At 39.6% G+C, this 20,072-nt stretch carries 18 protein-coding genes; 4 read left to right on the forward strand and 14 right to left on the reverse strand.

Annotation, left to right across the window (positions count from 1 at the left end):
• Positions 1-13: 13 nt before the first annotated feature.
• From GGR21_RS01665 to rplS, 14 genes are all read right to left on the reverse strand, one after another.
• Positions 14-1,465, reverse strand: a complete 1,452-nt coding sequence (locus GGR21_RS01665) for a UDP-N-acetylmuramoyl-L-alanyl-D-glutamate--2,6-diaminopimelate ligase (RefSeq protein WP_183305395.1) — start codon at positions 1,463-1,465, stop codon at positions 14-16.
• A 12-nt stretch (positions 1,466-1,477) separates the two neighbouring features.
• On the reverse strand, positions 1,478-3,682 hold the full coding sequence (locus GGR21_RS01670; RefSeq protein WP_183305396.1) for a penicillin-binding protein: 2,205 nt from the start codon (positions 3,680-3,682) through the stop codon (positions 1,478-1,480).
• Between the two features lie 6 nt (positions 3,683-3,688).
• Entirely contained in the window at positions 3,689-4,015 is a 327-nt protein-coding gene (locus tag GGR21_RS01675; RefSeq protein ID WP_183305397.1) for an FtsL-like putative cell division protein, read from the reverse strand.
• Positions 4,016-4,025: 10 nt separating this feature from the next.
• Positions 4,026-4,937: a 16S rRNA (cytosine(1402)-N(4))-methyltransferase RsmH gene (gene rsmH / locus GGR21_RS01680; protein WP_183305398.1), complete on the reverse strand. Its 912-nt coding sequence runs from the start codon at positions 4,935-4,937 to the stop codon at positions 4,026-4,028.
• A gap of 6 nt (positions 4,938-4,943) precedes the next feature.
• Positions 4,944-5,405: a division/cell wall cluster transcriptional repressor MraZ gene (locus GGR21_RS01685; protein WP_183305399.1), complete on the reverse strand. Its 462-nt coding sequence runs from the start codon at positions 5,403-5,405 to the stop codon at positions 4,944-4,946.
• Positions 5,406-5,651: 246 nt separating this feature from the next.
• On the reverse strand, positions 5,652-7,016 hold the full coding sequence (gene hisS / locus GGR21_RS01690; RefSeq protein WP_183305400.1) for a histidine--tRNA ligase: 1,365 nt from the start codon (positions 7,014-7,016) through the stop codon (positions 5,652-5,654).
• 199 nt (positions 7,017-7,215) lie between these two features.
• Complete coding sequence (locus tag GGR21_RS01695; RefSeq protein WP_183305401.1) at positions 7,216-7,929, reverse strand: DUF4919 domain-containing protein; 714 nt, start codon at positions 7,927-7,929, stop codon at positions 7,216-7,218.
• 168 nt (positions 7,930-8,097) lie between these two features.
• Positions 8,098-8,787, reverse strand: a complete 690-nt coding sequence (locus tag GGR21_RS01700) for a ComF family protein (protein ID WP_183305402.1) — start codon at positions 8,785-8,787, stop codon at positions 8,098-8,100.
• Complete coding sequence (locus GGR21_RS01705; protein ID WP_183305403.1) at positions 8,768-9,307, reverse strand: regulatory protein RecX; 540 nt, start codon at positions 9,305-9,307, stop codon at positions 8,768-8,770. Before GGR21_RS01705 ends, GGR21_RS01700 begins: the two co-directional genes overlap by 20 nt.
• On the reverse strand, positions 9,279-10,178 hold the full coding sequence (gene prmC, locus GGR21_RS01710) for a peptide chain release factor N(5)-glutamine methyltransferase (protein WP_183305404.1): 900 nt from the start codon (positions 10,176-10,178) through the stop codon (positions 9,279-9,281). The genes GGR21_RS01705 and prmC overlap by 29 nt, the downstream gene beginning before the upstream one ends.
• A gap of 76 nt (positions 10,179-10,254) precedes the next feature.
• Positions 10,255-10,611: a hypothetical protein gene (locus GGR21_RS01715; RefSeq protein ID WP_183305405.1), complete on the reverse strand. Its 357-nt coding sequence runs from the start codon at positions 10,609-10,611 to the stop codon at positions 10,255-10,257.
• 76 nt (positions 10,612-10,687) lie between these two features.
• Complete coding sequence (hflX, locus tag GGR21_RS01720) at positions 10,688-11,908, reverse strand: GTPase HflX (protein WP_183305406.1); 1,221 nt, start codon at positions 11,906-11,908, stop codon at positions 10,688-10,690.
• Positions 11,909-11,925: 17 nt separating this feature from the next.
• Positions 11,926-13,947 (reverse strand): glycoside hydrolase domain-containing protein, encoded by a 2,022-nt coding sequence (locus GGR21_RS01725; RefSeq protein ID WP_183305407.1) that lies wholly within the window; start codon positions 13,945-13,947, stop codon positions 11,926-11,928.
• A gap of 180 nt (positions 13,948-14,127) precedes the next feature.
• Positions 14,128-14,493 (reverse strand): 50S ribosomal protein L19, encoded by a 366-nt coding sequence (gene rplS / locus GGR21_RS01730; protein WP_183305408.1) that lies wholly within the window; start codon positions 14,491-14,493, stop codon positions 14,128-14,130.
• 413 nt (positions 14,494-14,906) lie between these two features.
• Between rplS and GGR21_RS01735 the strand changes: the two genes are divergently transcribed.
• From GGR21_RS01735 to GGR21_RS01750, 4 genes are all read left to right on the forward strand, one after another.
• Positions 14,907-15,329, forward strand: coding sequence for a GxxExxY protein (locus GGR21_RS01735; RefSeq protein ID WP_183305409.1), 423 nt, complete (start codon positions 14,907-14,909; stop codon positions 15,327-15,329).
• A gap of 164 nt (positions 15,330-15,493) precedes the next feature.
• Positions 15,494-18,547 carry a glycoside hydrolase family 3 N-terminal domain-containing protein gene (locus GGR21_RS01740; protein ID WP_183305410.1) on the forward strand — a complete coding sequence of 1,018 codons (3,054 nt, stop codon included), beginning with the start codon at positions 15,494-15,496 and terminating at the stop codon, positions 18,545-18,547.
• Positions 18,522-19,358 (forward strand): hypothetical protein, encoded by an 837-nt coding sequence (locus GGR21_RS01745; RefSeq protein WP_183305411.1) that lies wholly within the window; start codon positions 18,522-18,524, stop codon positions 19,356-19,358. The genes GGR21_RS01740 and GGR21_RS01745 overlap by 26 nt, the downstream gene beginning before the upstream one ends.
• On the forward strand, positions 19,351-20,028 hold the full coding sequence (locus GGR21_RS01750; protein WP_183305412.1) for a M15 family metallopeptidase: 678 nt from the start codon (positions 19,351-19,353) through the stop codon (positions 20,026-20,028). The genes GGR21_RS01745 and GGR21_RS01750 overlap by 8 nt, the downstream gene beginning before the upstream one ends.
• Positions 20,029-20,072: the final 44 nt, after the last annotated feature.

Raw genomic sequence — 20,072 nt, forward strand, 5'->3', positions numbered from 1 at the left:
CTCTGTTTTACAATTATTCTCCAAAAATATTTCTGACTACTTCGCGGTCATCAAAATGATGTTTTACGCCTTTTACATCCTGATAGTCTTCGTGTCCCTTACCAGCTATGAGGATTACATCTCCCTCCCTGGCCAGAGTACAGGCCGTTTTTATAGCTTGTTCCCGTTCCACAATCAACAATGCTTTTTTAAGTTGCTGGGCGTTCAGTCCGTCGGCCATATCGTTGATAATGGCCTGAGGTTCTTCCCAGCGTGGATTATCGGAAGTAAGTATCACCTGATCACTTAATCTTACGGCTTCACGCGCCATTATAGGACGTTTGGTCTTATCCCTGTTTCCTCCACAGCCTACGACAGTGATCACCCGGCCATTACCATCCAGCACTTCATGGATAGCTTCCAATACATTGGTAAGGGCGTCGGGGGTATGTGCATAATCTACAATAGCCGTTACGTTTTCGGAAGAACGTATCGTTTCGAAACGTCCTGCTACAGGTTTTAATGTGCTGAGTATAAGTAATGCCTGATCAGAATCCTGTCCTAATAACATTGTTGTACCATACACTGCCAGCAGGTTATATACATTGAATACACCCACAAATTGAACTTGAAGTTCCTTCCCGTTTATTTCGATAGCTGTTCCATCGAAATGTTTTTCGATGATCTTTGCTTTGAAATCGGCCAATGCCCGTACGGAATAGGTATGTTTGTTTGCTTTGGTGTTTTGGAGCATTACTTCGCCGTTCTTATCATCTGTATTGGTAAGGGCGAATGCTGTTTCGGGCAGATTATCGAAGAAGGCTTTCTTCGCTTTCAGATATTCGGCCATAGTGCCATGATAATCAAGATGGTCTTGTGTGATGTTGGTAAATATCCCTCCTTCAAACTTCAATCCACTGATACGTTTTTGGTGAATGGCGTGTGAACTGACTTCCATAAAAGCATAATCACAACCTGCGTCTACCATTTTAGCTAACATCTCGTTCAGGGAAATAGGATCTGGTGTCGTATGCGTGGCATGATAAGCTTTTCCATCAATATAGTTGGCTACCGTGGAAAGTAGTCCGGCCTTATATCCCAGTTTGCGGAACATTTCGTAGAGTAGGGTAGCGGTTGTTGTTTTTCCGTTTGTTCCTGTCACTCCCACTAATTTCAACTTTGCAGATGGATCGCCATACCAGTGTGTAGCCATTTTTCCGGCTGTGTCGGCGCTGTCGGTTACTTTTACATATATAATGCCATCTTTTGACGTGTCAATTTTTTCCTGGTGTACTACTATTTTTGCACCCAAATCAAGGGCATTATTTATATATTGGTGTCCGTCTACCTGAACTCCTTTTAGTGCAATAAACGCTGATCCGGCTGTTGCCTTGCGCGAATCGGTAAAGATACCGGTTACTTCTGCATTCTCGTCTCCCTTTATTTCTATTACATCAACTCCTCTAAGTAAATCCTGTAATCTCATATCTGTATCTTTTTAGTTTAATTCAATTGTAATGGTTGAACCTTTCACAATGCGGCTTCCAGTCTGAATCGATTGTTTTCTTACTCTCCCTGAACCCACAAGGTTCACTCTTAAGCCCTCATTTTCGAGAAGGTAAATGGCATCACGTGCTCCCATACCTATAACATTCGGAACTAGTCCTTGTTTTACTGTCGTATTATTTTCAAGAACAATATCATTGGATAACGAGTCGCTTTTTGCTTTCATCCATTCCATATCTCCCATTGGAGAGAATGATTGTCCCAGTTTTTTTAGTACCAGTTGTGTGTTTTTCGACGAACCGCTCTTTACAGCCGGAGTCAGTGGATTAATTGTATCTTTTGGCGCTTGCACTGGCGTAGCTACCAGATTCCGGGTATAGATGCCCTCTGCTATATTCTTGAATACTGCGCCCGGCATAAGCCCTCCCGATGGTGATCCCTGTGGCCTGCGGATGCCTACAAAGCAGGTATATTTAGGATTGTCAGAAGGAAAATATCCACAGAAAGACACATAATAACCTTCATAGCCGCCTCTTGCGGCGATCATGGCTGTTCCTGTTTTTCCGGCAATGGGAAATAGTTTAGATTCTACGGCTTTACCAGTTCCGTCTGTAACAACTCCTCTTAATATATCCCTGACTTCGTTTAAAGTTTTCTCGGAGCACAAGGATGGGTTGATAACTTCGGTTTCAAACTCTTCCTCTATTTTCCCGTCTTTCATAAATGCTTTTGTCAGGAACGGTTTGATCATTTTTCCGTTATTGGCAATGCCGTTGTAGAACATCAGCATATAGATGGGTGGAATCTGTGTTTCATAACCGAAAGACATCCAGGGTAATGTGGTTTTTGACCATGGGTTCCCTTTGTCATTTGGAAAGCGTATTACGGAAGTACCTTCTTTTCCTTTCAGTGGAACGTCCCATTCTATTTTCTTGGTTATGCCCAGATCGTGTATGTGTTGCACATATTTTTGAGGATCGTTTTCATATCCTTTCAGAATCATCTTTGCAATAACTGTATTCAAAGAAGAGTACATTCCTCTCGATACGGTAACATAACCTCTGTTAGATCCTTTGCGCCAGTCGTGGTCACGCACTACGCGTCCTTTATATTCAAATAATCCGTTTCCGGCATGGATGGAATCATTGGGAGTGACTACTCCGTCTTCGAGAGCAACCATCAAAGAAACAGTCTTGAAGGTCGATCCCGGTTCCGACATGTAAGAAAACGCATTCGGATTACCCTCAGCATACACACCTTCCGATACCCTGTCGAGATTGGTAATCGCTTTTATTTCTCCTGTAGCCACTTCCATAACGATGGCAACACCCGATTCGGCTTTTGTTTCCGCCAGTTTAGCGTAAAGAGCACGTTCAGCCAGGTCTTGAATATCTACATTCAGGGTTGTTTTTATATCCAGTCCATCGGTTGGTTCTTCCAAAACAATATCGATCCATCGTCCTTGTACCTTTTGACGGGTTTTGAGTCCGGGTACTCCCTTCAGTATGGAATCGTATTTCATTTCCAGTCCACTGGCACCTCCCGATTGAAAGTCTTTGAAAATAGACCCGACTGTGCGACCGGCAAGACGTCCGAAAGGTTTCAGTCGCATTGTTTTTTCTTCGGTGAATAATCCGCTTCTGTTGCTTGGCTGATTGAAGAAAGGATATGTGTATAACTCTTTCAGGTCGACATAGTTTATGTCGGGGCGTATGATGCGGATGTAACGGCTACGGACTTTTACTTTCTTGTTCGATCCGTTCTCTTTATTGCGTTTTATGTCTGCCAGTTCCTTGCGGCTCAGATCCCATCCGTCGAGTATCACTCTTTTGTATTGGGCTGCATTCCTGTCCGGGAATTTCTTTGCCAGTGCCTGGGAAAGAGGTGTCACATATTTCATCAGTGTATCTTTCCTTATCCCGTCGGCCATGAAGTCCATGTATACGCCATACAGAGGTTCACTGGTCGCTAACAGGCGGTTATCATCGGCATAGATGTTCCCCCTGTTAGGGCGTATTTCCCTGTCCTTTTTTACAGTTTCCTGTTTTCCGAGTTCTCTCCATTGAGATCCTTCTGCATATTTTATTTTGAAGATGCAAACGATAACAGCAATAAACACCAGGGATAATATGAATACAAGCCAACCGTAGCGGCTGACTGCTATGTTCTTCATATTTCCTTCCGACTTCTTTGCCATCTTCTGTTATTTTTTGATCTTATATGTAGGTTCTTCAGTCAGACTTATATCCACGCCGTTCTTCTGAACCAGTTCTTCTACTTTTGCTTCGCGGCTCACACCCATAAGTTTTGCCGAGATGGTGAGTGATTCATATTTTGCATCTTTGAGTTCACGTTGCAATCTCTCTATTGTGGCCATTTTTTCGATACAGCTGTATCTGTTGCTGATATAAAGAACAATGATGATGAAAACAGTGATGAAGAAGCGTGCGTTCTTCCAAAAGAAATCTTCTGTGAGGACTGTTCCACCCAGAATGTACATGATTTTCTTTTTAATGTCTTTAGCCTTCATTGTCTTATGCTTAAATCTTTTCTGCTATCCTTAGTTTTGCGCTTCGCGAACGGGGATTCTTATCCTGTTCCTCGGGCGAAGGTATAATTACCTTGTTGTTCACCAGTTTAAACGGCGTTTCGAAGTTTCCGAAGATGTCTTTATCTACCTTTCCCTCGAAATTTCCTGTCTTAAAGAAGTTCTTGACCAAACGGTCTTCTAATGAATGGTAGGTGATAACAACAAATCGTCCACCCGGTTTTAGTATATCCAATCCCTGTCCCAGCATTTCTTTCAGTGTTCCCATTTCTTCATTCACTTCTATGCGAAGTGCCTGAAATGCCTGTGCCAGTACTTTCTTCTCTTTCTCACCTCTTCCTACGAATGAATTAAGGGTATTCAGCAAATCGATGGTTTTCTTGTATGGCTTTTCTTTCCTTGTTTTTATTATTATGGAAGCGATCCGTCTCGATTGCTTTAGTTCTCCATAAAGATAAAATACGTTGGCCAATTGCTCTTCTGTATATGTATTCAGGATGAGTGCTGCTGTCTTTTTTGACTGCCGGTTCATGCGCATGTCAAGGTCACTGTCTTCGAAGCGGAAAGAAAACCCTCTGTCTTCCGCATCGAAGTGATGAGATGATACACCCAGATCGGCAAGTATAGCGTCTACTTCTTCTTCACCGTGATACTTAATGAAGTTTTTCAGGAAACGGAAGTTGCTGCGGATAAAAGTAAACCGTTCGTCCGGTTGTATATTGTTTATGGCGTCTTCATCCTGGTCGAAGCCGTATAGATGACCTCTCCAGTCTAGTCTTGATAATATTTCGCGTGAATGGCCTCCTCCTCCGAATGTCACATCTACACAGATGCTGTCGGGACGGATATTCATTCCGTCTACACTTTCTTTGAGTAGTACAGGTGTATGATATACCAGTTCCATAATCGATCAGTCGTTTTGTGTATTGTTGTTCATAAGAGCCTGTATGCGGCTGCTGAAATCATCGGCGGGAATAAGCGTTTGCTCCAGAGTGTTGTTTGTCCATATCTCGATGGTGTTGTCGACACCAAGGAACCGGACTTCAGAGGATATTCCTGCCATCTGACAATAGCGTTTTGGGATGAGTATGCGGCCATTGGTATCCATTTCGAGCCGTTCGGCATCTACAACGAATTGCCTGAAGAGAGCCTGCTGTTCTCTGTCCCATCTGTTTAACCGTGAGCGTAGTTTTGCCACTTCTTCTTCCCAAACTTGTAGTGGGTAGAGTACGAGGCAATTTTGGAAAATGTCTTTTCTGAGAATCAAAGTGTTCTGGTCGGCAGATTGCAGGATCTTACGAAAAGCAGCCGGCACAAAAATCCTTGCTTTTGCGTCGATCTTAGCTTCTATATTTCCTAAAAACTGTAACATTAACACTTTGAATTTTAACAGTATACAATTAGAGATGGTAAAGGTATAAAAATTATACACTTTTCCCCACTTTTCCCCACACAAAATGCCAAAAAACTTATTAACAGGTCGTTAATAAGTTTTCAACAATGGTAAATAGTTGATACATTGTTGTTTATCGAAAGTTATTAACAGCTTATTAACCGATGATTAAAAAGAGTTTATGTCCTCTGTTTCAGAAGGTTTGATGTTTTGCCGTTAAATAGCTTACTGATTATTCAGTTTGTTGATGCATTCCTGCAGATTTACAAGCTGTTGTTCACCGGTTTCCATATTTTTGAGGGTGATCTTGTCTTCTTGCATTTCACTCTCTCCTATGATAGCGACAAAAGGGATTTTATTGGAGTCGGCATACTTCATCTGTTTATTCATCTTTGCCGATTCCGGATAAATCTCCACAGCGATATTTGCCTGGCGCATTTTCATTGCCAGAGGAAGGATGTAGGATTCTTCTCTATCCCCAAAGTTTACAAAAAGTATCTGTGTTCCTTTTGTTGAATCTCTCGGATACAGGTCGAGTTGGTTGAGGACGTCAAAAATACGGTCGGCACCAAATGAGATACCTATGCCCGATACATCTTTCAGCCCGAAGATTCCGGTGAGATTATCATATCGCCCACCACCTGTAATGCTGCCTATCTCTACATCGAGCGCTTTTACCTCTATGATTGCACCTGTGTAATAACTCAGTCCACGGGCAAGAGTAAGGTCAAGTTCCAGTTCGGAACGAACACGTGTGATTTTTAGTTTGTTAAGGATGAATTCCAGTTCTTCAACGCCCTTGATCCCTGTTTCAGAATCTTTGAGAACTGTTTTCAGTGTATTTAATTTTTCTTCGTTTGTTCCTTTTAATAAGATAATGGGCTGAAGCTGATCGATAGCTTTTTGCGGAATGCCTTTCGAAGCCAGTTCTTCGTTTACTTTCTCCAAACCGATCTTGTCCAGTTTGTCTATAGCAACAGTAATATCGACTATCTTATCAGATTCACCGATTATTTCGGCGATACCTGAAAGGATCTTCCGGTTATTCAGTTTGATGCAAACACGGACTCCAAAACGGTTAAATACTTCATCGGTTATCTGGATGATCTCTACTTCATTCAGTAAAGAATCCGATCCTACAATATCGACATCGCACTGGAAGAATTCACGGTAACGCCCTTTTTGCGGACGGTCGGCACGCCATACAGGCTGTATCTGGAAACGGCGGAAAGGGAATGTGATTTCGTTACGGTGCATCACTACATAGCGGGCAAAAGGCACAGTGAGATCATAACGGAGTCCTTTTTCGCTTAGTTTTGTTGCCAGACGGTTTATATTTCTTTCGGTTAGTTCTTCGTCTGAAATGTCTTTCAGATAATCTCCCGAGTTTAATATTTTGAAAAGTAATTTATCTCCTTCTTCTCCGTACTTTCCCATCAGGGTAGACAGGTTTTCCATTGCAGGGGTTTCTATCTGGCGGAAGCCATAGAGTTTAAACACTTCGCGTATGGTGTCGAAAATATAGTTGCGTTTCGCCATTTCTTCGGGCGAAAAATCTCTTGTTCCTTTAGGAATTGAAGGTTGAGCCATTGGTTTTATTGTTCTAATTCTTTAGTTGTTTTGCGAGACTCGGCATACTGTGAAATAAATTTCAATCCGGCTCTCGCTACTTAACATTCGATAATATTAATGGTTGCAAAGGTAGGAATAATCGGTTAACAGTCATCAGTTCTCAGTTAACAAAAATGTTATAAAAGTTGACAAAGTTGACACATATTTCACTTTTCTGTTATTTCGCTTTTTGCTTATTTAAATTACTTTCCTTTACACGCGCAGAATTGTCGATAAGCTCCTGTTGCCTTATCAGTTTCCTCGATATATCGAAATATATTTCATTTACCTGGTAGTTTCCACTGGCTTCGATATCGAATTTATCGCACAAGTTCACTAATTGTTGTTTGTGTATTTTTTCGATATTGAAGTAGCTGTACATCATGTTATATTCGTCCGATATATAGATAACTTTGAAGGCTGTTTCACAAGACAAGCCGTTTCCGCTGTATGCTATCACTTTTCTCAGTTCTCTGTATCTTTTCTGGTACTTTTTCCATTCGTCTTCAGGTTTGTCAAGTTTGAATAAGGAGAACCCCATATAGTTATTTGCAGCCAGGCTTACAGGATTCTTCATCAGAATCTTTTTACATTCTTCAATAGCCAGTTCATACTGTTCCGAATCGATTAGGTTTAATAACTCTTTTTCATCGGGCTGCTTGTTAAGATAATCTTCCTGAAATGTAAATCCATAGTAGATAAATGAATACTCTTCCATAGTTAACAATTGATCAAAATTGTTGAACCTTGTCAGTAAACCGGGATAATAATACGGGGAATTTTTATCTTCAATCTTTTGCTTGATTTCCTGATAGTTGATCTCTAATTCATCCTGTGAGTAAATGAACTGAATACAGATTAACATGCATAGTGTAATTATGAACTTTTTCATAGGAGTAAATTTATAGGTGTATAAAAAATAAAATTAATCAAAAACCTGATTAGTCAACTGATTTTCGGATATTTCAGTAGTTTTTGATATTCAGATTCTCAGTTTTTTTGTATAGATAAATATAACCGGATTACATGAATTTATTTTCTAAATGAAGATGTAAAATTATTAACCTGCTGTTCCTACGGCAAAGATACTGATCTTAGCATCTTTGCTCTTTAATATTTCCTTTGCTGCTGATTCTAAAGTAGAACCTGTGGTAATCACATCATCTACTAATAAAATATGCTTGTCTTTGAACGCATCTGTATCTGTAATGGAAAAAATATCTTCTACATTTTTCCATCGGTCGAAACGGGAGTTCTTTGTTTGTGACTGGTTATTTATTTTTCTGATTAATGTACTCTGATCAACAGGTATTCCTATACTTTCTGATAACCCTTTACATACCTCCAGAGACTGATTGTATCCTCTTTGTTTCTCCCGCTTTGGATGCAGAGGGATGGGTACCAGTAAATCGACAGAGGAAATAAAATCACTACCCTTTATCTGTTCTCCGCATAATCTGCCTATAAACTGCCCGATCCGGGGATTTCGGTTGTATTTCAGTTCATGGATAATCTGCTGAATACTTCCTCCCTTAATAAAATAGGCATAAGCAGCGATCTTTTCGAAAGGAATCCGTCCGGCGAAAAATTCTTCGAGACGGTTGTCAGGTTGCAGATGAAAATTTGTTTTAGGCAAAAGCAGGAGACAATCGGTACAGATATGTTCCTCGCCTTCGGATAATCTGCTATTGCATACTACACAAAGGTTAGGAAAAAACAGATTAAGGAAATTATGAAAAATCGTTTTCATAATCGCCACCCATTAGTTTATTCACACACTTAATAGTAGAACCCATAGAAAAACCTCTTCCGATAGCAAAACGAATAAGCTTTGTTTTTTTCTCGTAATCGTTCTTGCCTTTTACACTTTTTATTTTTACCGAAAGTATATGTATCAATTGTTCTTCGAATTCGTCTGCCGATAATTCTTCGAAGATAGGATTGTAAATGGATTCTGATATTTTTCGTTTACGAAGTTCGAATATTATTTTTGTTTTTCCCCATTTGTTGAATTTCAGTTTATCGTTGATAAAGCTTTTCGCATAGCGGTCGTCATTCAGATACCGTTCCTTTTTCAATCTGTCTAATATCCGTTTTATAGCATCTTCCGGCAATTCCCACGCTGCAAGTTTTTTTCGCACATCGAATTCACACCGTTCGGCACGGGAACAATAGTCGGCTATGCGGTTAAGGGCTTGAGGTTCGGAAATAGCCCCTCCTAACCTCCCCGTAGGGGAGGAATTAGATTGTTTCCCTTTTTGTGCTTTCATTTTCAGTCATGGTATTAGTTTCCCCTCCTTCGAAGGGGCTAGGGGAGGCCGATGTCATCCTGTCATTCTTATTGATATCCTGATAGAGAGTCACATTCGAGAATCCCCTGTTTTCAAGCATCTTTACAGTCTCTTTGCCTAGTGCCTGATTGATTTCAAAATAGAGTTTCCCGTCCGGGTTAAGTATATCTAAGGCGATATCAGCGATCCGTTCATAGAAAATCAATGCTCTGTCATCAGGAACGAAAAGAGCAATGTGCGGTTCATAGTCCAGCACATTCTTCTCCATATCCCTTTTTTCACTCTCCAATATATAAGGCGGATTACTTACGATGATATCATATTTTTTATCTGTGGGATAATCTATTAAGACATCTACCTGTTCAAAATCGATATCCACAGCATTTCTTTCTGCATTTCCTTTGGCTATCAATAAGGCATCTTTCGATATATCCCAGGCCGATATTTTCGCTTCTTTTTTATATTTAGCTAAGGCAATAGCGATAGCCCCACTACCTGTACCTATATCAAGGATATTGAGTTTGTCTTCCTTGTTTTCATTAAGAATAAGCTCTACTAACTCCTCGGTTTCGGGCCGTGGTATTAAAACATTCTTATTGACAATAAAAGGCAGTCCGAAAAATTCTGTTTCACCCGTGATATGTTGAATCGGTTCGTATGTCCTGAGCCGTTTAATAATGTTGTTGATATTTCGGGCTTGTAATTTTGAAAGCTCTTTATTCTCAAGCATTGCCTGAGCATATGGTTTTCCTGTTATATATTCTATAATTATACGGATAAACCCCGAAATTTCACTTTCGGGGTAGTATTTATGCAATAGTGTTTTTATGTATGTGATTGTTTCCTGCATAATAAGAATTCGTGGGTGACGTAATTCGATTATATATAAATAGAGGAAGAATTTTCTTCCTCTATTTGACTATAAATTATTTTAAACTGATCAGGTCAAATGTCTCTGGATCAATAATTACATCTTTAATTTCAACGAATCTAAAAAAATAAGTATATTTTTCAGTACTTAACCCTAATTTTTCAGCTATTTCTTTGGACACTTCTTTACTTTTTATTTTGGTTTTATATTTTTCAGCTTCCCCCAAAATCTCTTTTGATTTAATGGAATCTTTTACCAAAATGCCATTAAAAACATTAAGCCTAATTATTCTTTTTACATTAGCCGGCCCAGTAGTAACTATCACACCTTCAAATTCCCCATATCCATTCTGACAAAAGGAGGTGACAGCAAAAAATAATAATAAACCAGACGTAATTAATAATCTTCTCATAGATTTATATTTTTATTAATCTTCTCAACTAAAAGGCGAGTATATGAAATTTGTCTTTAAAAACAAAGTATTATAATTATTCAGTTTCCTCATCGTATTTCTGAAACAGGAAGTCATTGTATGGATAGCGTTCGATGTGTATGGTTTTCACACGTTCATACAGCAGATTCTTCAATTCGTCTATGTTTTCCTTGTTCTTTGCTGATATGAAGATACAATCGTCATGCATTTTGTTCATCCACGATTTTTCCAGCTCTTCCAGAGAAATGTTTTCCTTGGTTTTTGGTGTCAGGTCGTCTTCATCTTTTGGTTTGTAGGTGAAAGCATCTATCTTATTGAATACAATAATAGTCGGCTTTTCTTCCTTATCGATTTCCAAAAGTGTATTTTTTACAACCTCTATCTGCTCTTCAAAGTTAGGATGAGAAATATCTACTACATGCACAAGCAGATCGGCTTCACGAACTTCATCCAGTGTCGATTTGAAAGATTCTACAAGGTGTGTAGGCAATTTTCTGATGAATCCTACCGTGTCGGACAATAGAAAAGGTAAATTTTCTATTATCACTTTTCTTACTGTCGTATCCAGTGTAGCAAATAGCTTATTCTCTGCGAAAACTTCCGATTTGCTCAATAGGTTCATAAGGGTAGATTTTCCCACATTGGTATACCCTACAAGCGCCACACGTACCATCTTCCCTCTGTTCTTCCGTTGCGATGCCATCTGGCGGTCAATATCTTTCAGTTCATTTTTCAGGAATGATATTTTAGTCAGGATAATACGGCGGTCACTTTCCAACTGGGTTTCACCCACACCACGCATCATTACACCTCCTCCCCGTTGACGGTCGAGGTGGGTCCACATGCGGGTTAGACGCGGTAATAAATACTGATATTGAGCTAATTCTACCTGTGTTTTAGCATAAGCAGTTTGCGCACGCATAGCGAATATGTCGAGAATAAGGCTGGTGCGGTCAAGTATCTTTACCTGTAATTCCTTTTCTATATTTCTTATCTGTTTGGGAGACAGCTCATCGTCGAAGACTACGACGCCGATCTCGTTATCCTCCATATATTGCTTTATCTCCTGCAATTTCCCTGTTCCTACAAATGTTACAGGATTGGCATAATCCAGTTTCTGGGTGAATTTCTTTTCCGGAATTATTCCTGCTGTGTCAGCAAGAAATGCCAGTTCATCGAGATATTCTTTTACTTGTTCTTCTGTTTGTTGCGGGGTAATGAGTCCCACAAGGATTGCTTTTTCGTTTTTTGATTCTGATATGATAAAATCTCTCATATAATTTTTGTCTGGTTTTAATACTCCAGTTCCAGTGTTCCGCCTTTGATCAGTTCATTATGGTCAATTCTGAAATCAGATACCGGAGCTTTGTTAAATGTCACCTTTTTTATAACATCGTCAGGCGACTTTCTGTTTTTCGTTTTAATATTGATTTTCTTTCCGTTGTCTAACTTGATCGTTATATTATCAAAAAACGGAGAGGTGATTTCGTACCAGGATTCACCTACTATCAGCGGGTATAATCCTAAAGTGGAGAATACATACCATGCCCCCATTGTGCCGTCGTCTTCATCCATTTCAGGCATGAATCCCTCTGTGGCCATCCTGAACGGTTTCCCTACATACGGCTTAGGGTATTCGGCATTTCCTCCATAGCGATGTACTAAATCTTCTTTTATAATGCGTCTTATATTTTTCTGTGAATTTTCATATTTTCCTAATCTGTTAAATATATATGGAGCATGAAGTCCGACTTCGTTGCTCTGGTTGAAAAGATTGTTTGCAAAATAATAATCCAGCTGGCTGGTTAATGTCTCTTTTCCTAAACTTTCTGTCATATAATCGAGATATTGAGGCAGAGCCCAGCGATATTGCCATCGTGTTCCCTGGTATAGCCCATTGTCTTTCATCTGAGAGAAAGTGCTGTCTACGTTTTTAAAGTCTTTATTCCATGTTTCTATAAATGTGTTTTTAGCTTTTTGGCTGTATTTCTCAGCATCTTCGTTCTTGTTCAGTATTCCGGCTATCTGCGCCATCGACCACCAGTCGATACAACTCTCTAATGCCTGGTCGGGACGGCTCGCCGGAAGGTTGTCCATTTCTTTCTTCATTCCTTCGTAGGCTTTAGTCAGATTGATATTTGTAATGCCCTTTTTGTAAGCGTCGAGTATTACAGCAATGGAGTGTTCTGTACGTACAGTCGGGGTAGATTCAAATTTTGTAGCCCAGTCTTTTTTACCATACGCGTAAAGATTACAGAGCGAGTTGGCAAAATTGCGCATATTTTTAGAGTCCAGTAAAGTTATTAGCGGAAACTTAGTACGGTATGTATCCCACATCGACCATGAACTATAATAAGTAAAATCTTCGATTGGGTATATGCCGCCATCTGTTCCCAGGAATTTACCGTCCAGAGATGTTACATTAGCCGGACTGAGAAAAACTCTGTAAAGGGATGTGTAAAACATGATTTTGTCTTCTTCACTGGCTCCTTTGAGTTCTATTCTCGATAATATGTTTTCCCATTCATCAGCGGCTTGTTTCTTTACTTGTTCAAATGTCAGTTTTTTTACTTTTTCATTTTCTTTTTTTGCTGTTTCGGTGTTTATGGGGGATAATGCAACTCTTACTTCGACTGGTTTCAGTCCTTCACTGCCAAAAGATAGTTCGGCTTCCCGTTCTGTTCTTGATTTTACAGTGAAAGGTCTGCTAGTTGTCAGATTGAAATAAAGCTTGTAAGCTCCGTGGTCACAAGTGTTTCCTGCCTGAATATAGCCTTGTATTTCACTGTCTGATACTATTTCGTATTTTACGTCCAGAACCTTGGTGAAAGAGGCGGCAAAGTTAATTGACATAAGCGCTTCCTTCCATATCGGGTAATGATATTGTTCGAAGGCCACATTGTTTGTCGCTGTAAATTCCGCTTTTACACCATTGTCTAATGATGTTATGTAATAGCCGGGCATTGCCATTTCGTAATTTTTGTCCAAATATAACTCAGTCTCTTTAAGTGAAGGTTTAATACTTATATTTCCTCCTGCTCCGCTGCATCCTATACCCGAAATCCGGTTGACTGAAAATCCCGATATCTTGGTTATGTCGTAATCATACCCTGCATGAGATCTGGGGTCTGAATCGGGGCAAACTCTAGCCATACCATATGGTACACAGGCGGCAGGATCTACTTGCCCGTTGTCGCCGGCTGTGCCTATAAATATTTTTACATACTCACTGTTTTTCTGAGCCGAAACAATGCTGAAGTTTGAGAAGATTAAAAAAATTATAGCTACTGCAAAATAAAGATTACTTTTTCTCATAATATCAAGATTCCAAAAAGTTATAAAATGGAGGAATTAAAGATAAGAACAATTTCTTCTAGTTAAAACGCAGTGATCTAATTTTTTTCGATTTATATGGAAAAATAAGATAAAACAAAGAGAGCCTGCTGTGCAGCAGGCTCTCCAATATCTTTCTTGTGCTTGTCAGCCGGGAAAAGATTAATTGTTTTTGCTTGTAACAACTCTCTTTTCTTTGATTCTGGCTTTTTTACCTGTAAGACCACGAAGGTAATACAATTTAGCACGACGAACTTTACCTACTTTATTTACAGTAATACTGTCGATAAATGGTGATTCGATAGGGAAAATTCTTTCCACACCTATATTGTCAGACATTTTGCGAACAGTGAAACGTTTCTTTGTTCCATGTCCGGAAATTTTGATAACAACACCACGATACGACTGCACACGTTCTTTGTTGCCCTCTTTAATGCGATAAGCTACCGTTACCGTGTCTCCACTTTTGAATTGAGGAAACTCTTTTCCTGTGGCAAATGCTTCTTCTGCAATTTTAATTAAATCCATGATTATATGATGGTTTTCTTGTTAAATACGCAATATTCACGAGCCCGTCCCGTCAGAGATTACGCAAAGCGGATGCAAAGATAAAAATATTTTGCAAATATGCAAAGGCTGTCTAAAGGTAAATGCTAAAAATATTTTTAAATGAAGAAGGAAACTGTATTACTATTTTTATATTTCTGTAAATATATAAAAAAAATATGTTTTTGCTTGTTTTTTGTTGATTACTATGTATTTTTGTCCTATAATATAGGAAGGATTACTTTACACTGTTTTGTTTACAACATTATATTAGGAAAATTGAATGGTTAATAAATTTTCCTGAATTTTCATCGAAAAGACAGACGCTCGGACCTTACAGAAGCAAAAAAAAAGGAAATCAGAGGGGGATTCTTATGACGACAAACGAACTTATAATGGCAGTTGTTAATGCCGGCTCAAAGGTCCATAAGGCTTGTGGTGTGGGCTTATCTCATAATGTTTATGAGGAATGTATTGTTTATGAACTATCAAAGATTGGGATAAAAGCAGAAAGGCAAAAGCAAGTTTCTTTGAAATATGAGAAGCTGGAGTTTTCCGATGCTTTTACTGTGGATATTTTAGTGGAAAATAAACTACTGGTAGGGCTGAAGCCTGTAAATGTTAGCCCGGAAGCCTACAGCCTCTTTGTAGAAGGGTATATGAAGCATTGCAGTTCGTCCGTCGGTTTAGTACTTGACTTTTATGTAGTCAATTTCCGATCCGGAGTGAAAATTATAGAAAAATCTGCTTTTAAGCCTATCGCTCATCCTTTGATATATACCGAATATCAGTACGGTAATAAGAGAAATAAAAAATAAATTTCTCTTTATCAGTAAAAGTGTTGACAGTTTGTTGAGCAATGAACTGTCGATGTTAATCTATGTTTATAATTTGACAGATACTTTCCGGTAAAGCATATTCCTTTTATTTTTGCATATAATGAGTTGTAACAGACTTCTGGAATCTTTACATAAGAATTATAATGAAAATAAAATATATATTATCGATTATAACGCTCTTTTTTATAATTAGCTTCAATAATTTAGTTGCCGGTCAAGAGAAGACAAAACCAACAATATATCAACAAGCAGACAAAGGAAAACTAACCCAATGGGTGGATTCCGTTTACAATCAGATGACGGAAGAACAACGCATAGGGCAGTTATTTATGCCTATTGTTGCCGGGGATATTTCAGAGGCTAACAAAAACAGAATACAAAGTTTGGTGCGTAATCAACATATTGGGGGGATTCTGTTCTCAAAAGGAACTCCGGCAAATCAGTCGATGCTGACTAACCTTGCTCAAAAAACAGCAAAAGTGCCCCTTATAATATCGCTCGACGGGGAATGGGGTTTGTCTATGAGACTTTCCAATACAACAAAGTTTCCCCGCAATATGATGCTGGGGGCGATACAAAACGATTCTCTTCTTTATTATTATGGATTGGAAGTTGCGCGCCAATGCCGCTTGATGGGTATTCATGTGAATTTTGCACCCGATATGGATGTGAACAGCAATCCTGCAAACCCGGTGATAGGGAACCGTTCGTTTGGTGAAGATCCAGAACTGGTTGCCCGACTGGGTATTATGTATGCTAAAGGTCTGGAGGCAGGAGGTGTAATGGCTGTAGCCAAACATTTTCCCGGGCATGGAGATACCTCTGTCGATTCTCATAAAGTCTTGCCAACAATAGAGCATGACAAAAACAGGCTCGATTCGGTAGAATTATATCCTTTTAAAAAGTATATAGATGCGGGACTATCTGGTATGATGGTAGGTCATTTAAATATTCCCGCTCTGGATGAAAAAACACAGCCGAGTTCGCTTTCGGAGGCTATAACGACCGGATTGTTACAAAATGAGTTGGGCTTTTCGGGGCTGGTGTTTACAGACGGATTGCAAATGAAAGGAGTTTCGGACGAGGAGGACTATTGTGTGCGCGCATTGCTGGCCGGAAACGATATCCTCCTGGGACCCGTAAATCCTGTGAAAGAATTCACTGCGGTGAAAAAGGCTGTAGCCGACGGAGTTCTTAGTGGCTCGCTTCTCGAGTTGAAATGCAAGAAAGTATTATCTTATAAATATATATTAGGCTTAAGTAACACGAGGTCGATAGAAGCGAAGAATCTTGTCAGGGATTTAAATGCCCCATATGCTGATTGGTTAAACAGGGAGCTACATAAGGCTTCTGTAACATTGCTGAAAGATGACCAGCAAATAATTCCGCTAAAAGAACTGGATAAAAGAAAAATTGCAGCAGTCTCAATTGGCGGAGGTATAAGTAATGCTTTTCATAAGGCACTTCGTCTTTATGGTGATGTAGCATGTTTCAATGTCGCGGATAGTGATGCTCTAATGAGGCTTAAAAACAAGCTTGGGGCGTTTAATACAATTATTTTTTCGGTACATAATAACCGGTCTAATGTTAGTGCTGCTATTCAGAATGTTTCGAAGGAGAAGGAAGCTATACTGGCCTTCTTTGTAGTACCGTATCGGATGTCTTCTTATGCTTCGGCGATAAAGTCAGCCGATGGGGTTATTCTTGCTTATGAGAATACGGATATGGCGCAGGATTATACGGCTCAGGCATTATTCGGGGGGAATAAAATAGATGGAAAGATTCCCGTTTCGGTAGATAATATTTTCAGGAAAGGAGATGGTATCAGTACAGAAAAGACACGCCTTAGTTACGATATTCCCGAATCGGTGGGGATAGAATCAGGCAGATTGACGAACATCGAATCTATTGTTAAAGAAGGGATAAAAGAGAAAGCTTTCCCCGGAGGACAAGTATTGATTGCAAAAGACGGAGTGGTTATCTATAACCGCTCTTTCGGTTCGTTTACTTACGATGAAAAGAGGAAAGTAACAAATGACGATATATATGACCTGGCTTCGATGACAAAGGCTTCGGCGACGTTGCCCGCCATTATGAAACTATATGATGATTCAAAATTGAAACTGAATGATCCTTTGAGTTCGTATATCCCCGTATTGAAAGGAACGGATAAATCACGGATTACTATTCGGGAGGCTCTTCTGCACGAAACAGGGATAAGGTCTTTTATTCCTTATTATATGGATGCGATAGATGATTCCAGTTATCAGGGGAAAATGTTCAGCCGGATAAGAACAGCACTGTATACAGCTCAGTTTGATGAAACCACATGGGCCAGGATAGATTTTAAGTATAAACCAAATCTGATTTCCACTACCGCAAAGACGGGATTTCTTCCATTGGGTGACAGGCTGTATGTAAATAAGTCATACAATGATACCATTGTGTCTGCCATTGCTAAATCGAAGCTAAGGAGCAGAAAAACGTATTTGTATAGTTGTCTTAATTTTATATTATTGAAAGAGGCGGCAGAAAAGGCGGCGAATAAAAGCCTGGATGTATATGTGCAGGATAATTTTTTCAAAAAACTAGGTGCTTACACTACTACATACAACCCATTGAAGAAGTTTGAAAAAGAAGATATTGCTCCTACCGAAAAGGATGATTTTCTGCGCAAGCAGCTTATTCAGGGTTATGTACACGACGAGGGTGCGGCGTTCATGGGTGGGGTGTCGGGCAATGCAGGTCTGTTTTCCACAGCCAATGATCTTGCAAAACTCTATCAGATGTGGCTCAATAAAGGGTCTTATGGGGGCGAAAGGTATTTATCGGAACGTACCTGCCAGCTTTTCACCAATACAAAAAGTTCTTCTTCCCGCAGAGGTCTGGGATTCGACAAACCCGAGCCCCGTACCAATAAATCAAGCCCCTGTAGTTTTAGTACCCCGGCAAGTACGTACGGCCATACCGGATTCACTGGGACATGCTTCTGGGTTGATCCCGACAATAATCTGATTTATATATTTCTGACAAACAGGGTATATCCGAAACGCACCCACAAGAAGCTGATGAGTATGAATATACGTCAGCGAATTCAGGAAGAGATATATATGGCAATGAAAAAAACAAAAAATAAAGAAGATATAATAACCACAACTAATACAGAAGAAGATGACGAACAAACTGATACTGAATGAGCAAATCCGGGAATTCCTTAACTCAGACGACAAAGACCTATGGAATCTTATATTAGAAGATAAGATAGATGAAATTTCTCCAAGAGAGGATATTCTTTTAGATAAAATCATACTGGAACTATTCTCAGAAAAGCAAAGTGCAACATTAAACGGTTATGACTTTGTAACATTAAAAGAAACTAACAGCACATTGTTCAAAGATATGGTGCGGCTGGTACTCGCTTTAGATGTAAACGGAAAGCATGATGATCTCCGTTTGCTGGTGGGAGATAAGCTTTTCGATCTTATTCCCGATGTTGTAAATAATATAAAAGAACAATCGAAAGGATATCCGAGGAATCCCATGAATGCTTTAGTTTGGGCTGAAGGCGCAGGCTTTCGTGCTGCATTGAATGCATTGATATATTATTACAGATTGAAGGATAATGCAGATACACTCCATTTCCTGATTATGAACCGCACACAGATTACCCTGTCCATAATGGGGCATTACAGGCATCTGGTAGGGCCTGATATGTTGGAGTCTGCACAAATAAAAGAACAATTAGGTGATACTGATGCGGCATTATCTTTTTATAAAGCTGTGGATGCCGATTTCAAAAATGAACTAAGCTGGTTTGCCAATACACCCGAAGCCGGACTAAATGAAGAAGATGTCGTTACTTTGGAGTCGTTGAAGAAGGCTTGGGAATCTATTGATAGACTATCGCAAACTGACCAGTATTCAGAACTTTGTAAGCAAATAGACGAGGTGCTTAGTCGTGAGCACATAGAAATACCCGATTTTGACGAAGAAGATGAGGATGAGTAGGGCAATATGCGGGATTTTTTTGTTTCTGTTATTTCCGGCTGTATCAGCCGCGCAGACTAAAAGTATTTCCCGGCTGGAGCTCTATTTGCAAGCTCAGAATATGGTGAATGTCAGCGATAAGGACAGGACTATCCGATGTGATTTAAAATATGCGACAACAGACAATTTCACGAAAACAATCCTGTACGATACATTGTTTAATATATATCTGCACACTATTGCTGCTGATAAACTGATGAAGGCTCAGAAATATCTGAAGACAATTGATCCTGAGCTTAGTTTACTCGTTTACGATGCAGTCCGTCCTTTGAGTGTGCAGCGAAAAATGTATGAGGTAGTGCAGAATACTAAATATGCACCTTATGTAGCTAATCCTTCGCGTACGGGACTGCATAATTACGGTATGGCGGTTGATCTGACTATTTGCGACAGGAATGGCAAGCCGCTGGATATGGGTACTCCGTTCGATTATTTTGGGAGTGCAGCGGGAATAAATAAAGAAGACGAACTTGTTCAAAGAGGTATTCTTACCAAAGAGCAAGTGAAAAACAGGCAGTTACTGAGAAAGGTAATATTGTATGCCGGCTTTATTGCAATAAGAGGCGAATGGTGGCATTTCAACGCTGTTTCGTTGTCCGAAGCAAAGCGATCGTATAAAGTAATAGAGTAGAATATATGCGATAACACAATTTAATTGTTTCATATATTCTCATA

Origin of the sequence: Dysgonomonas hofstadii, assembly GCF_014196915.1 — a bacterium.
GTDB lineage: Bacteria > Bacteroidota > Bacteroidia > Bacteroidales > Dysgonomonadaceae > Dysgonomonas > Dysgonomonas hofstadii.

Excerpts from the sequence above, each read along its gene's own strand:
- GGR21_RS01665 (WP_183305395.1), bottom strand. The coding sequence starts at position 1,465 with ATGAGATTACAGGATTTACTTAGAGGAGTTGATGTAATAGAAATAAAG.
- GGR21_RS01670 (WP_183305396.1), bottom strand. The coding sequence starts at position 3,682 with ATGGCAAAGAAGTCGGAAGGAAATATGAAGAACATAGCAGTCAGCCGC.
- GGR21_RS01675 (WP_183305397.1), bottom strand. The coding sequence starts at position 4,015 with ATGAAGGCTAAAGACATTAAAAAGAAAATCATGTACATTCTGGGTGGA.
- rsmH (WP_183305398.1), bottom strand. The coding sequence starts at position 4,937 with ATGGAACTGGTATATCATACACCTGTACTACTCAAAGAAAGTGTAGAC.
- GGR21_RS01685 (WP_183305399.1), bottom strand. The coding sequence starts at position 5,405 with ATGTTACAGTTTTTAGGAAATATAGAAGCTAAGATCGACGCAAAAGCA.
- hisS (WP_183305400.1), bottom strand. The coding sequence starts at position 7,016 with ATGGCTCAACCTTCAATTCCTAAAGGAACAAGAGATTTTTCGCCCGAA.
- GGR21_RS01695 (WP_183305401.1), bottom strand. The coding sequence starts at position 7,929 with ATGAAAAAGTTCATAATTACACTATGCATGTTAATCTGTATTCAGTTC.
- GGR21_RS01700 (WP_183305402.1), bottom strand. The coding sequence starts at position 8,787 with ATGAAAACGATTTTTCATAATTTCCTTAATCTGTTTTTTCCTAACCTT.
- GGR21_RS01705 (WP_183305403.1), bottom strand. The coding sequence starts at position 9,307 with ATGAAAGCACAAAAAGGGAAACAATCTAATTCCTCCCCTACGGGGAGG.
- prmC (WP_183305404.1), bottom strand. The coding sequence starts at position 10,178 with ATGCAGGAAACAATCACATACATAAAAACACTATTGCATAAATACTAC.
- GGR21_RS01715 (WP_183305405.1), bottom strand. The coding sequence starts at position 10,611 with ATGAGAAGATTATTAATTACGTCTGGTTTATTATTATTTTTTGCTGTC.
- hflX (WP_183305406.1), bottom strand. The coding sequence starts at position 11,908 with ATGAGAGATTTTATCATATCAGAATCAAAAAACGAAAAAGCAATCCTT.
- GGR21_RS01725 (WP_183305407.1), bottom strand. The coding sequence starts at position 13,947 with ATGAGAAAAAGTAATCTTTATTTTGCAGTAGCTATAATTTTTTTAATC.
- rplS (WP_183305408.1), bottom strand. The coding sequence starts at position 14,493 with ATGGATTTAATTAAAATTGCAGAAGAAGCATTTGCCACAGGAAAAGAG.
- GGR21_RS01735 (WP_183305409.1), top strand. The coding sequence starts at position 14,907 with ATGGCAGTTGTTAATGCCGGCTCAAAGGTCCATAAGGCTTGTGGTGTG.
- GGR21_RS01740 (WP_183305410.1), top strand. The coding sequence starts at position 15,494 with ATGAAAATAAAATATATATTATCGATTATAACGCTCTTTTTTATAATT.
- GGR21_RS01745 (WP_183305411.1), top strand. The coding sequence starts at position 18,522 with ATGACGAACAAACTGATACTGAATGAGCAAATCCGGGAATTCCTTAAC.
- GGR21_RS01750 (WP_183305412.1), top strand. The coding sequence starts at position 19,351 with ATGAGTAGGGCAATATGCGGGATTTTTTTGTTTCTGTTATTTCCGGCT.